Annotated in this window: 10 protein-coding genes; 6 read left to right on the forward strand and 4 right to left on the reverse strand. The window is 37.5% G+C overall.

The annotated features are described in order from the left end of the window. Positions 1-11 precede the first annotated feature (11 nt). Positions 12-1,241 (reverse strand): HD domain-containing protein, encoded by a 1,230-nt coding sequence (locus ACYVJ6_RS16050; protein WP_460695110.1) that lies wholly within the window; start codon positions 1,239-1,241, stop codon positions 12-14. Between the two features lie 165 nt (positions 1,242-1,406). On the opposite strand from ACYVJ6_RS16050, the gene porX reads away from it, so the two are divergent. From porX to ACYVJ6_RS16075, 5 genes are all read left to right on the forward strand, one after another. Then, entirely contained in the window at positions 1,407-2,960 is a 1,554-nt protein-coding gene (porX, locus tag ACYVJ6_RS16055) for a T9SS response regulator signal transducer PorX (RefSeq protein ID WP_460695111.1), read from the forward strand. 19 nt (positions 2,961-2,979) lie between these two features. After that, positions 2,980-3,393, forward strand: a complete 414-nt coding sequence (tsaE, locus tag ACYVJ6_RS16060) for a tRNA (adenosine(37)-N6)-threonylcarbamoyltransferase complex ATPase subunit type 1 TsaE (protein WP_460695112.1) — start codon at positions 2,980-2,982, stop codon at positions 3,391-3,393. A 47-nt stretch (positions 3,394-3,440) separates the two neighbouring features. Beyond that, positions 3,441-4,667 carry an alanine dehydrogenase gene (locus ACYVJ6_RS16065; RefSeq protein ID WP_460695113.1) on the forward strand — a complete coding sequence of 409 codons (1,227 nt, stop codon included), beginning with the start codon at positions 3,441-3,443 and terminating at the stop codon, positions 4,665-4,667. 68 nt (positions 4,668-4,735) lie between these two features. Further along, a complete protein-coding gene (locus ACYVJ6_RS16070; protein WP_460695114.1) occupies positions 4,736-5,719 on the forward strand; it encodes a YihY/virulence factor BrkB family protein in 984 nt (327 codons plus the stop codon). 72 nt (positions 5,720-5,791) lie between these two features. Beyond that, a complete protein-coding gene (locus ACYVJ6_RS16075; RefSeq protein WP_460695115.1) occupies positions 5,792-7,018 on the forward strand; it encodes an aspartyl protease family protein in 1,227 nt (408 codons plus the stop codon). Between the two features lie 3 nt (positions 7,019-7,021). Here ACYVJ6_RS16075 and ACYVJ6_RS16080 read toward each other — a convergent pair whose 3' ends face one another. Continuing rightward, a complete protein-coding gene (locus ACYVJ6_RS16080) occupies positions 7,022-7,294 on the reverse strand; it encodes a hypothetical protein (RefSeq protein ID WP_460695116.1) in 273 nt (90 codons plus the stop codon). Positions 7,295-7,629: 335 nt separating this feature from the next. On the opposite strand from ACYVJ6_RS16080, the gene ACYVJ6_RS16085 reads away from it, so the two are divergent. Continuing rightward, on the forward strand, positions 7,630-10,515 hold the full coding sequence (locus tag ACYVJ6_RS16085) for an outer membrane beta-barrel protein (protein ID WP_460695117.1): 2,886 nt from the start codon (positions 7,630-7,632) through the stop codon (positions 10,513-10,515). 67 nt (positions 10,516-10,582) lie between these two features. Here the strand turns inward: ACYVJ6_RS16085 and ACYVJ6_RS16090 are convergent, their stop codons facing one another. Then, positions 10,583-10,951, reverse strand: a complete 369-nt coding sequence (locus tag ACYVJ6_RS16090; RefSeq protein ID WP_460695118.1) for a response regulator — start codon at positions 10,949-10,951, stop codon at positions 10,583-10,585. A 146-nt stretch (positions 10,952-11,097) separates the two neighbouring features. Continuing rightward, positions 11,098-12,468 carry a methyltransferase RsmF C-terminal domain-like protein gene (locus ACYVJ6_RS16095; protein ID WP_460695119.1) on the reverse strand — a complete coding sequence of 457 codons (1,371 nt, stop codon included), beginning with the start codon at positions 12,466-12,468 and terminating at the stop codon, positions 11,098-11,100. Positions 12,469-12,940 lie beyond the last annotated feature (472 nt).

Raw genomic sequence — 12,940 nt, forward strand, 5'->3', positions numbered from 1 at the left:
AGCTGTCAAAACTAAGCCAAATCCTTGCTATAACAAAGTATGTATTTTTTTACCGTTTTGGCCAGTGCTTCCAAATTTGAGTTGTCACTGGCCGCGGTAATATCCTTTATAGTTCCGTTTTTCATTAGTATTCGTATAAACCCATCGCCGGCGGTATAAGCATTGTTTAATATAATGTCTTTAAAAACAAAATATTGTGCTTCGGCAGCTGTAATTCCGTATTTGTTAACGGCTTTTTCAGAGAGATCAGCTATGATTTTATCATCAGGCAGTTCATTTGTAATATCAACGTGATAAAGCTTACGGCTGATGAAATCTTTACAAAGTTTGGCTAATACAAAATCATTATTTAATGCCCACACTTTAACAGCCGATATAATGTCCGTATCATCCAATGCCGTAAATGTTTCAATATGGTGGTCCTCGTTTATAAAAACATCCCTGCTGATGGTTTTTTTAAGAAAATGATTTAAGGCAGGTGTGGCAAACAGATCATGGCCATTTAATGCCAGTTGGCGGCTACGGGTTAGTATTTTAACCAGCAATTGTTCGGCAGCTATTACTGTTTTATGAAAGTAAACCTGCCAGTACATCAGCCTGCGGGCAACTAAAAACTTTTCTATAGAGTAAATGCCCTTTTCCTCAACTACAATATGCCCATCTTTAATGTTTAACATTTTTAGTATACGCTCTGAACTGATAACACCCTCAGAAACGCCGGTAAAAAAGCTGTCGCGGTTCAAATAATCTAACCTATCCATATCCAGTTGGCTCGATACCATTTCATGTAAAAAGCCTTTGGCATAGGTGCCATTAAATATGCTGATAGCCATAGCTAATTTGCCGTTAAATTGCTTGTTCAGCTTATCCATCAGCAACATGGATATATCTTCGTGCGATATACCCTCAACAATTGTATGTTCCAGTGCGTGCGAGAATGGTCCGTGCCCTATGTCATGTAATAAAATGGCTATGGCAACCGCTTCTTCCTCTTCGGCAGTTATTTCGTTTCCCTTGCTTTTTAGCGTATCAATAGCCAGCTTCATTAAGTGCATGGCACCCAAAGCATGATGAAAGCGGGTATGTAATGCGCCAGGATAAACCAAATGCGTCATTCCCAGCTGTTTAATATACCTTAAGCGTTGAAAATAGGGATGCTCTATCAGGTCATAAACCAGATCGGTAGGGATGGTTATAAACCCATAAACAGGGTCGTTTATAATTTTTTTCTTGTTTAACACGAGTCAGATCTTATGCAAAAGTGTTAAATTAACACACACGGTGTATTTTATATTTGTTAATTTATGTTAATTCCTTTTTATATCGCTAACAAAACCCGTGCTTTGAGGGTTATATCGACTTAACTAGTTCAATACGAAAAGTTAATAACATTATATAAAGATACTATGCAGGATATTACGATACTATGGGCTGATGACGAGATTGACCTGTTAAAACCACATATACTTTTTTTAAACGATAAAGGCTATAAAGTTACTACTGTAACCAACGGAAACGACGCGGTTGAAACGTTTAAGAACAATTACTTTGATCTGGTTTTTTTGGATGAAAATATGCCCGGCCTTACCGGGATAGAAACCATGTCGCAAATAAAAAACATCAATAGCGATGTTCCAATTGTGATGATAACCAAAAATGAAGAGGAGTATTTAATGGAAGATGCCATAGGCTCAAAAATTGATGATTATTTGATCAAGCCCGTGCATCCCAAACAAATACTGCTTACCATTAAAAAACTGACAGAAAATAAGCGCCTGGTAACCCAAAAAACTACCATGGCCTATCAGCAGGATTTTAGAACGCTTGGCATAACACTTAACGATAATTTGGGACATCAGGAATGGGTAGATGTTTATAAAAAATTAATATACTGGGAACTGCAGCTACAGCAATTGGAAGATGCCGGTATGCACGAAATTTTGACGCTGCAAAAAGCGGAGGCCAATACACAATTTTGTAAGTTTATTGAGAGGAACTACCTGGATTGGATAAAAAATCCGGACACGGCACCAACCAATTCAACCCAGTTATTTAAGAAAAAGGTATTTCCTAAGCTGGATGGTAAAGGGCCTTTGTTTTTTATATTGATTGATAATTTGAGGTATGACCAGTTCAAAATTATTAACACTATTATATCTGAATATTTCAGGCTGGAAGAAGAAGACGCTTATTACAGCATATTACCTACGGCCACACAATACGCGCGTAATGCTATATTTTCGGGCTTGATGCCTTTAGAAATGGAAAAGCGCTTTCCTGAAATGTGGCAGAATGATGAAGATGAGGGGGGCAAAAATTTATTTGAATCCAACTTCCTTTCAGACCAAATACAGCGCGTGGTACGTAAGGATTGTAAGCACTCCTATCATAAAATATTAAACGTTGATGAGGGCAGGGCTTTAAATGACTCCGTAAGTAATTTAATGAAGAATGATCTGAATGTAATAGTATATAACTTTGTGGATATGCTGTCGCATGCCCGCACAGATATGCAAATGATACGTGAGCTGGCAAGTGATGATGCCGCCTATCGCTCATTAACTCTATCATGGTTTGAACATTCGCCGTTGTTTGACTTGCTTAAATTTTTAGCGCAAAAACGTGTGCGTGTTGTAATAACTACTGATCATGGAACCATCCGTGTTAAAAAGCCAAGCAAAATAATTGGGGACCGCAACACAAATACCAATTTACGCTACAAACAGGGCCGTAATTTAAACTTTAATGCAAAAGACGTATTCCATATCCGTAATCCACATGATGCCATGTTGCCTAAACTGCATATAAGCTCGAGCTTTGTATTTGCTAAGGAGGATACTTATTTTGTATACCCGAACAACTACAACCACTTTGTTAACTTTTATAATGAAACTTTTCAGCACGGGGGTATTTCGTTAGAAGAAGTGATCATCCCTATTGCAACTTACGGGCCTAAGTAAAAAATATTATTTTTGCAGGGTGATACTAAATGCTTCATCTCTTCCTGATTTACCCGCCATTGCGCAACAAATAGTTAGCTATGCTAAAGATGCTCGTATATTTCTTTTTTATGGCGACATGGGCGCTGGTAAAACAACGCTCATTAAATCGCTGTGCGACGAGTTGGGTAGCACTGACGTAATTACCAGTCCTACTTTTTCTATTGTAAACGAGTATGCCGGCCCTAATAAAATTTACCATTTTGATTTTTATCGGTTAAAAAACCAAAACGAGGCCTTGGATATAGGCTGCGAAGAATATTTCTATTCGGGCGCCTATTGTTTTATTGAATGGCCCGATAAAATACCCGATCTGTTACCCTATAATTACGTGCGTATTAGTATTGAAACCAAGGAAGATAATTCCCGAAAGATAACAGTAGATAAAGTTTAATTTTAAACAGGATTTTACTATCTTCATCATCCAGAAAATAACCGATTATGAGCTCAGGGAAATACAGTGGATTCTCGGACATTGCCAAGCAGGCAATGATGCAGCCGCAAGAATCAATGCTGGAAGTAAAGAATAAAAAAAATCAACTTTATATCGGCATCCCAAAAGAAACCTCTTTCCAGGAAAACCGTATTGCTTTAACCCCTTTATCAGTTGCCTTATTGGTTAATAACGGCCACCAGGTTATGCTGGAGAGCAACGCCGGCAAAGCCGCTAACTTTTTGGATAATCATTACAGCGAGCAAGGTGCTCAAATAGTTTTTGATACGGCAAAGGTTTACGAAGCAGACATCATCATTAAAATAGCCCCGCCAACTTTGCAGGAAATCGCCATGATGAAGCCGGGTCAAATTTTAATATCCGCGCTGCAATTGGCGACTTTAAAAGCTGATTGTTTACAAGCTTTATTAAATAAAAAAGTAACGGCTTTATGTTTTGAGCATTTATTGGATGAAGGCGGATGTTTAACCGTAATTCGTGCCATGAGCGAGATAGTAGGTGCAACATCTATACTAATAGCAGCCGAATATTTAAGTAATGTTTTTGAAGGGAAGGGCCTTATGCTTGGGGGTATAACCGGCGTGCCACCCACCGAAATTGTAATATTAGGTGCAGGCACTGTAGGCGAATACGCCGCCCGTACTGCGCTTGCGCTGGGTGCCGAAGTAAAGGTATTTGACCCATCTATATATAAACTGCGACGCTTGCAAAATAACATTGGCAACCGGGTATTTACCTCGGTAGTGCAGCCCATAGTTTTAGAAAAAGCTATAACCACCTGCGATGTAGCCATAGGTGCCATACGTGCCGAAGATGGCCGTAGCCCGTGTATTGTATCCGAAGCTACGGTAAGCCGCATGAAACCAAATTCGGTAATTATTGATGTGAGCATTGACCAGGGCGGCTGTTTTGAAACATCAGAAGTAACCAACCATACCCATCCGGTATTTCGCAAATATGATGTAATACATTACTGTGTGCCTAACATAGCATCGCGCGTGGCCCGTACAGCCACTTACGCATTGACCAATATTTTTGCACCAATATTATTGGAGATAGGCGAACAAGGGGGCGTTAAGAACCTCATCTGGCAAAAGGCAGGAATACGCGAAGCGGTATATATTTATCAGGGTAACCTCACTAACAAGCACATTGCCGAGCGCTTTTCGCTTCAATATAAAGACCTTGATTTACTGATAGTTTCTAACCGATAATTACCACTATATTAATAGTAAAGGTAGTTTGCTCAAACAAACTGCCTTTTTTGTGTTATAACAATGGTATGAGATTTATTAACAAGACATATTTAAAAAAGATCTGGAAAATTATTGTAGCTACCTTTGATGGTTTTGTAGAGGATAATGGGCTTAAGCATAGCGCATCCCTGGCTTACTATACAGTTTTTTCAATAGCGCCTTTATTAATATTAGTAATATCGTTAGCCGGGCTGTTTTTAGGACAGGATGCTATCACCAACAATCTGTATCCGCAAATAAAAAATTATGTAGGAGCGGAGGCGGCAGTCCAAATACAGGATATGATTAAACATCTGCAACTATCGGGTAAAACAGGTGTAGCGGTAATAATAGGTATAGTTACGCTATTAATTGGCGCAAGCAGCATTTTTGTGGAGATACAAGACTCATTAAACATCATTTGGAGAGTTAAAGCAAAGCCTAAAAAAGGGTGGGTTAAACTGCTTACCAACCGTTTTTTATCATTTTCATTAATCATCAGCTTAGGATTTTTGTTACTGGCATCACTTATAATAAATATATTGATACTTTCATTAAGTAACCGGATAATACATTTTTTACCAGGTGTTACCATTTGGCTGTTAAACGGAATTAATATCGGCATCACATTTATTGTGATATCTGTTTTGTTCGCTATAATTTTTAAGTTTTTGCCTGATGTTAAAATACGATGGAAGGATGTAAGGGCGGGGGCATTTTTTACTGCCATACTTTTTATGATAGGCCGGTATTTAATTGGTTTATATATTGAATTCTCCGCATCAAGTTTTTCTACTTACGGCGCAGCGGGATCATTAATAGTTATCTTAGTTTGGATATATTACACCGCAGCTATATTATATATGGGTGCGGAATTTACCGAGGTATATGCCGAAGCGCGTGGCTGCCGCATTGAACCGGCCGAATATGCTGTATTTGTACGACAAACGGAAGTAGAGGTAGAAGTTAAAACATTACCTGTGCAAAACCCAGAGATTAAAGCGGCACTAAAACCTAAAGACAAAGCGTAAAATAATGGCAGTTAAATAAATAGCATAATCTTAATAAGATTTTTGTAAATTTAATTTCCAATTATTAAGCACGTGCATTTTATCCACCTTTATAAAAAATCTATTGGGCTATGTTTTATATTGTGTTGTTGGTTTATAACTGCCGGTGCACAATATTTTAGTATAGGCGATGGTTCAAGGCGTATAATATTTCCTTTTAAGGTAATTAGAAACCTTGTTGTCGTAAAAGTTAACATAAACAATTCTGGCCCCTATAATTTTGTATTGGATACGGGAGTTGGTGTTATGATCATAACTGACCCATCATTAGTTGATTCAATAAATATACCCAACAAACGAACCATAAAAGTAGCAGGGCTGGGCGATGGGGAAGCCTACGAGGCTTTTGTTACACCTCCATTAAGTATAGATGTTTCGGGTGTTATCAGCCATAATGTATCAGCGGCTATTTTTAAAAAAGATCATTTCGGGCTCTCGCAGTATGCCGGTACACATATACACGGATTATTAGGCTACGAGTTTTTTAACAAGCTGGCAGTTAAGGTTAATTTTACAGATAGTATGATAACCGTAACCAAACCCGAAAATATGCGCCGTTTTAAAAAAGGTAGCCGTTTGCCAATAAGTATTGAAGAGAATAAGCCATATGTTAAAACGCCTATAACACTTAGCAATGGCACGCAGCAAGTAAGGAAGTTCATTGTTGATTTAGGCGCAGGGCATGCAATTTCTTTAGAGAGGGTAGCTGATAAAGCACTTTATTCGCAACAGTTTATTAATGCTAACCTTGGTATAGGATTAAGCGGATTAATAAGCGGATATAAAGGGCGGGTAAAAGAAATGCAGCTTGGAAAATATAAAATTAAAAATGTGCTTGCCTCTTTTCCAGAAGATAATGGCCGGACGCCAATAGTACCTCGTGATGGCAATTTAGGCGTGGAGGTGTTAAAAAGGTTTACCCTGGTGTTTAATTATTCTGGTAACGAAATGTACATAAAATCAAATGTTGAGTTTAAAGCACCTTTTGAACACGATATGAGCGGGTTGCAATATTATGCTGCGGGCAAGGGGTATAAACATATCATTGTTGAACGCGTTGAGCCCGGGTCTGCAGCAGATGAGGCAGGAATATGCGAAGATGACGAGATAACAGCCATAAATTTTAAACCCACTGCTAATATGACCCTGGAAGAGATAGATAATTTGTTTAAGTCTCACAATAACCGATCATTATTGCTTGATGTGTATCACAATGAAATAACCGAGAGGGTAATTTTGACTTTAAAGCGCAGAATATAGTACTTATTTAAGCCTGCTTAAATTATCAAAAAAAGCAGTTTGCAAATCCAATAGCGACCGTACATTTATTTTTTCACCATAAGGGTCAAAACATAAATATCGCGAAGTTTTATGGTCACCGCTTTTTTCTTTTTCAATCAGATTAAATGTTTCATAAAAGTAATGGTTAAATGTAACCTTACTTTTATTATTGGTTTCAGAAGCATTTAATCTAAATCCAATTGTATCTATCCAGCCATGCACCTTGGCATGTAATGAAGCGCGAATGTTTTTCATAGGTTAATGTTTTAATTATTAACGAAAAACATGAGTATATGTTTTTGATATTTAAAGCGTTATATAAACTATTGTTAATTGTTTTTTAGAATAATTGAAGCGCTGGTTAACAGGCAATCCTATTATGGGCTTTAGTAGTTAGTAATAATAATAACCCACATTAAATAATAGCAACTCATTGACCATTTTTATGTAACAATTGTAATGTTTTGGGTTTTTTGTGAATAAAATTGTAACAATCGTATGGTTGATAATGTTTAAATGTAATATAAGTTGAACATTTGCATTCTAATTATGTTAATAGCATAATATCAAAAACGCATACATTTTATACCATGAAATTTATCTATTTAACCTTTATATTGGCTTTTTTAGCAATAACTAATACGCAGGCCCAAACGGGCAAGCAAGTAAGCGGGGTTGTTACTGATACGCTAAAGGTTACCCAACCCGGAACAGAAGTAAAGTTAATATCAGAGCTTGGCGATAGCACAACGACACAAACTAATGTGGACGGAAAATTTACTTTTACTAATGTTAAAGGCGCAAAAATTAAATTATATATTTCTTTATTTGGTTACCAGGCTATAATAAAAAACTACACATTGCCGGATACAAACGTAGTTGTATTACCCGATATCGTTTTGCAGACAACAACTAACCAATTAAAAGAGGTTACTATTGTTGGTGTTAACCCCGTAGTATTTAAGGAGGACACCGTGGAGTATAAAGTAGCAGCCTATAAAGTACGCGAGAATGCTCCGGTTGAAGATGTACTTAGAAAAGTCCCGGGCCTTGACGTTGATGCTAATGGTAATGTTAGTGCGCAGGGAAAATCAATTACTAAAGTACGTATTAATGGTAAAGATTACATGGGCGGCGATTTACAGGCCGCAACAAAAAACTTACCAGCCGATATATTAGAAGGCATACAAATTATTGATGACTACGGTGATCAGGCAAACCTTACCGGTATAAAAACAGGCGATCCTCAAAAGATATTGAATCTGACTATAAGGGCAGATAGAAATTACGGTTATACCTTACAGGCAACGGGCGGAGTTGGTAGAGACTTGTTACCTGCAGCGCCGGGTGTTAAAAATGAAACACGTTACCTGGGTACCGCAAACTATTACAATTTTAAAGGTGACAGGCAAATTACTGTATTAGCTAACACAAATAACACTAACACCAATACCTTTAATTTTGGTGGTGGTGGCGGTCGTGGTGGCCGCGGTGGCGGTGGCTTGGCTTCTACAGCAAGTGGTATTACTGATGCGCGTGCAATTGGTGCAAACTATCGCGATCAATGGGGCGAAAAATTAGCCGTATATGGTAGCTATAGCTATTCAAACAACCAAACTGAAACCAATCAATCTAGTTTTTCGCGAAATAACAATGCAACGCCTAGTGAAAATAATACTATAAGCAGGCAAAACGACCATCCTATTAATCAAAGATTTCAATTTAATGCAGAGTGGAAGCCAGATACTATAAACTATTTAAAGGTAACACCTACGTTTTCATATTCAGAAACAAACTCTTTCGGTACAGAAAGCGGAACCCGGTCATTTAATAATGTATTGGCAACCTCTTACACAACTACTTCAAAAAGTAGTTCAACTTCGCCAACCTTTGGTTTAACAGCTTTATACAATCATAGATTTAATTCCAGCAGGCGAAATTTGAGTATTAATTTAAATACAAACCTGTCACAAAGTACATCATTTGATAACCCTGTAACAACCTATACTGTAGGTATCCCAACTTCGCCGGGTACACAATATATTAACCAGGGTAATAAAAACAGGTCATTATCTGCAAACGTTTCTTATCTTGAGCCAATTGGTAAAATTTCTTACCTGGAGTTAAATTACACCTATAGCCAATCTTATCAGGAAAATGATAAACGAACTGATACTCTGTCGTCAGCTAATACTATTAATAGATTTAATTTATTAAGCAATACCTATAATTCTACTTTTGTAACTAACCGTATAGCATTAAACTACCGCTTAATTGATACTAAATATAATCTAACGTTAGGTTTGGGCGTTCAGCCGGGCGTATTGGACGGACAATCGTTAACAACAGGAATTAAAACTCACATTAACCAGTTTAACTGGATACCTAACGCGCGCTTTGTATATAATTTTTCAAGAAACAAGGCATTTAACTTTTTATATAACGGTCAAAGCAGCCAGCCAAGCTTTACCCAGCTGCAGCCGGTTATTGATTTTTCAAACGCCTCATTTGCTACACAAGGTAATCCTGATTTAAAACCGGCATTTACTAATACAGTGCAGTTGCGCTATAACAATTATGGTATTGAGTCTGGTAACTTATTCTTCTTTAATATCTCATACCAAAAGACAGATAATCAAATTGTACAAAATACGGTAACTTACAGAACCTTAAGCCCCGCAGTACTTGCAGCCAACCCCAACTTACAACGTTTGCAAAACTCAAACTTAATTCAATACATGAATACTGATGGGTTTTATAGTGTAAACGGGCAAGTAACCTATTCAAAACCGTGGCAGGAAAGACGATACACATTAATAACACAGCTTAATGCAGGTTATACCAATAACATTGGATATTCAAGTTCGGTAGATGTTAATAATGTACAATCTGCAGCGGTTAAAAATATTGCCAAAACACTTACATTAACCCCTACAGTGCGTTTTAGGGTTGATATAAATGACATTATGGATGTGCAAGCGCTTACAAGTTATAGCATTAATAAAAGCGATAATAGTTCAAATATTGGGTTAATAAACAACAACCAAAATATTAAAACCTGGGTAATGGGTTTAAGCGGTAAGAATTATATATTAAAAGACTGGACATTAGGATATGATTATACCAAGCAAAAAAACTTTGGTTATAATAGCTCAGTGCCGGTTACCAATCCAAGCATATTTAATGCTTATTTAGAGCGCCGGTTCTTAAAAGGCAATCAGGCAACCATACGTGTTGCCGCATTTGATATATTTAATCAAAACACAGGTTTTTCGGCTAGCCAAAACGGTAATACATTTACCCAAAGCAATGTTAACAGGTTAGGGCGTTATTTTATGTTTACACTGGCTATCAGGCTGCAAAAATTTGCCGGCAAAGCGCCTGAGCAACCAGAAAGAAGGTTTAATGGTGGAGCAGGCGGTCCAGGCGGCGGTGGCGGCAGGCCAGGTGGCGGTAACTTTGGCGGCGGTTTTTAGTAACGTAATATTCACCCATAAAAAACCCACCTGATTTATCAGGTGGGTTTTTACTTTATAGTGGTTGTTATATTACTGTATTTATAATACGTTCAAGTTCATCCAAATCAAAGGGTTTTGCTAAATAAGTTTCGGCCCCTGCCTGGTTGGCCAATAGCTGTATATCACTATTTGCCGAAAAGTAGATAACAGGTATTTCATTTAATTTTTCAGCAGCCTTAAGGGCCTTTGTGGCAGCAATTCCGCCTACATCAGGTATCCAATTGTCCATTAATATTACATTGGGCAGTATACCCGATACCTTCTCAACAATGTTATTGCAATCGGTAAAAGTATGCACCTCCCAACCCTGCTCATGTAAGACATACTTACAGATAGAAAGAATATCTTCATCGTCATCAAAAATTATGATCTTGCGGGTAGAGTTTTTATCCATTTATAAAATTTAAATTAATAGTAAAAGGTTGAAAATAAACAAATAATTTATTTAATAGTAAAATTATATGCCAATTAAGATCGTATGACATAGCAGATTTAAAAAATATGATAATCAACATCCAAAACAGACATAATGTTTTAAGCTTAAATTTTTTGAGATAATATTCTCAACTCCTTGGGATAATAATTATTAATACGATTGGGCAATAATTTGGCCCAGCCCAAAGGCTGGTCTTCAAAGGTCATCAAACTCCATCCTTTTTCTTCCGTATCAATTACTAAGTTCTCTCGTTGCAGGTATTTTATAGCCCGATCAAGATCAAGCGGTGTCTGTAATACGGCACCTTTACTTACCAGTAAACTCAAAGCTAATTCATGATCGGGTATCAGATCTTTACCCATCAATTTACCAATTCGCACACCCGATTTTTTAATATATAAATGCCGTTGCAAAATTTGAAGGTTTTCTTTTTGTTGATGATTAATGGCCATCCAGTCATCAGTCACCTTAAAAAAATAGTAATTGGCTACCTCATTTACATAAACCTTTATTTGTTCCAGTTCAGTATTCGGCACCTTCTGGTTGTTATTGTTTTTAAAGGACATTAAGTTGCCGCTGTTATCTTTCTTTTTTAAGCAAGCCGCAAATAAGCCCTCACCTTTTACCTTGTCAGGGTAAAACCGATACCCCCACGCTTTATGTTCAGTGGATGTAGTTTCAATAATCCCCCATTCCTTATTAATAGGTATGCGTATGCTTTCTAATTCAAACTCTTTACACAACCAATCCAGTATATCTTCATTTTCCTGGTGCGAGTAAGAGCAGGTACTATATATAAGGTATCCATCTTCCTTTAAAGCCGGGTATATGTCTGCCAGTATACGTTCTTGCCGCTGATGGCATAAATTAACATTGGCTTCACTCCATTCATTCATGGCAGCAGGATCTTTCCTAAACATACCCGATCCCGAACATGGAGCATCAACTAATATAATATCAAAAAAGCTGGTTAAGCGAGTAAAGTCTTTAGGGTCATTATTGGTCACTATAGTATTTGCTGTACCCCACCTGCTTAAGTTATCTATTAGGGTAGGCACGCGTGTTTTGATGATCTCGTTAGCCACTAACAGGTCGTCGTCGGCCATCGCGGAATTAATAAGGGTGCTTTTTCCGCCTGGCGCAGCACATAGGTCCAGTATTTTTACAGCATTGCCTTTAGGCTTGATATGGTTAAGAATATGCCCTATAAACATAGATGATGCCTCCTGAACATAATAGCATCCGGCATGAAAAAGCGGGTCGAATGTAAACGATGGGCGGGTGTCAAGGTAATAGCCCTCCTTGCACCAGGCAATATTTTCATTGCTTTTTAGTGCCGATAATTTAAAAGGATTTGTCCTAATTGAAGTTGGCGGCTCATTAAATTGATGCGTTTTGATAAAATTATCTCGGTCAAAGCCCGGTTCAATATTTAACAGATCAAGAAAATTGCCGGGAAACAAGTCTTTATTCATTTGATTTCAAATATACAACTTACAGGTTTTACCTGTCCTATGCAGGTTATTAACATAAAATTCGGGCAGCTATGTGGTAGTTTTCACGTGGTTACAAATCGCTTTAAAATTTTGTTAATTTCTTTTGGCTACGCGATGATTTCTGCGTACATTTGTAGCCCGCCTAATCAAACAGGCGGTTGTTTTTTGAAATTTGCGAGGTAAAAAAATATATTGAAAAAAGTGAAAATAACACTTGACACATATACTAAATTATTCGCATCTTTGCAGCCGCTTCGGTAACGAGGCAAAAGGTTAAAAAAATATAATCAGAAGCGATTTCTGATTATTTAAAATGAAAGTTTAAAACCAGAAACGGTAAAACATACAGGCTCTCTGCGACAGAGGCCGATAAAGTTCTTTTAAGAAATAGAAAATCATGCAGCGTAGCGGGCTTTGAAGAGAGCGGCGAAGTTGAAAGGGGAGGAGTTAG

The sequence above is a fragment of the Mucilaginibacter puniceus genome (assembly GCF_054783175.1).

Coding starts and splice junctions, on each gene's coding strand:
- porX (WP_460695111.1), top strand. CDS start 1,407: ATGCAGGATATTACGATACTATGGGCTGATGACGAGATTGACCTGTTA.
- ACYVJ6_RS16065 (WP_460695113.1), top strand. CDS start 3,441: ATGAGCTCAGGGAAATACAGTGGATTCTCGGACATTGCCAAGCAGGCA.
- ACYVJ6_RS16090 (WP_460695118.1), bottom strand. CDS start 10,951: ATGGATAAAAACTCTACCCGCAAGATCATAATTTTTGATGACGATGAA.
- ACYVJ6_RS16080 (WP_460695116.1), bottom strand. CDS start 7,294: ATGAAAAACATTCGCGCTTCATTACATGCCAAGGTGCATGGCTGGATA.
- ACYVJ6_RS16095 (WP_460695119.1), bottom strand. CDS start 12,468: ATGAATAAAGACTTGTTTCCCGGCAATTTTCTTGATCTGTTAAATATT.
- ACYVJ6_RS16085 (WP_460695117.1), top strand. CDS start 7,630: ATGAAATTTATCTATTTAACCTTTATATTGGCTTTTTTAGCAATAACT.
- ACYVJ6_RS16070 (WP_460695114.1), top strand. CDS start 4,736: ATGAGATTTATTAACAAGACATATTTAAAAAAGATCTGGAAAATTATT.